The sequence below is a fragment of the Ochrobactrum sp. SFR4 genome (assembly GCF_019730395.1).
Classification (GTDB): Bacteria; Pseudomonadota; Alphaproteobacteria; order Rhizobiales; family Rhizobiaceae; genus Pseudochrobactrum.
The window spans coordinates 1-233 of sequence record NZ_JAAPBB010001435.1 but is presented as its reverse complement, the minus strand read 5'-3'; the positions used below and the strand labels follow the sequence as shown (position 1 = coordinate 233).

Sequence of the window (233 nt, the reverse complement as noted above, 5' to 3'; positions counted from 1 at the left end):
ATGTGTTCGCTGGAAGGTGGTCTTGAGAAATTCAATGCCCTTGTCTCATCGCTGCCGGTTATTGCCGAACCTTCAACGCTTGGCGACATTCCTGCAACTAACCGCGATGAAAGCGGCATGAGCGCAACTGCACTGGCTTCAAAGGCGCGTCAATATCAGGACGAGCAGCACGCGGTTGGCAATCTGATTTCCATCTCAGACGCCGTGCACCATGTGAAGGAGACACAGCCTTG

Annotated in this window: 1 pseudogene; it reads left to right on the top strand. The window is 53.6% G+C overall.

Annotated features, from left to right (window positions below):
- A pseudogene (locus tag HBA93_RS23760) lies at nt 1–233 on the top strand (phage protease); the annotation flags it as partial.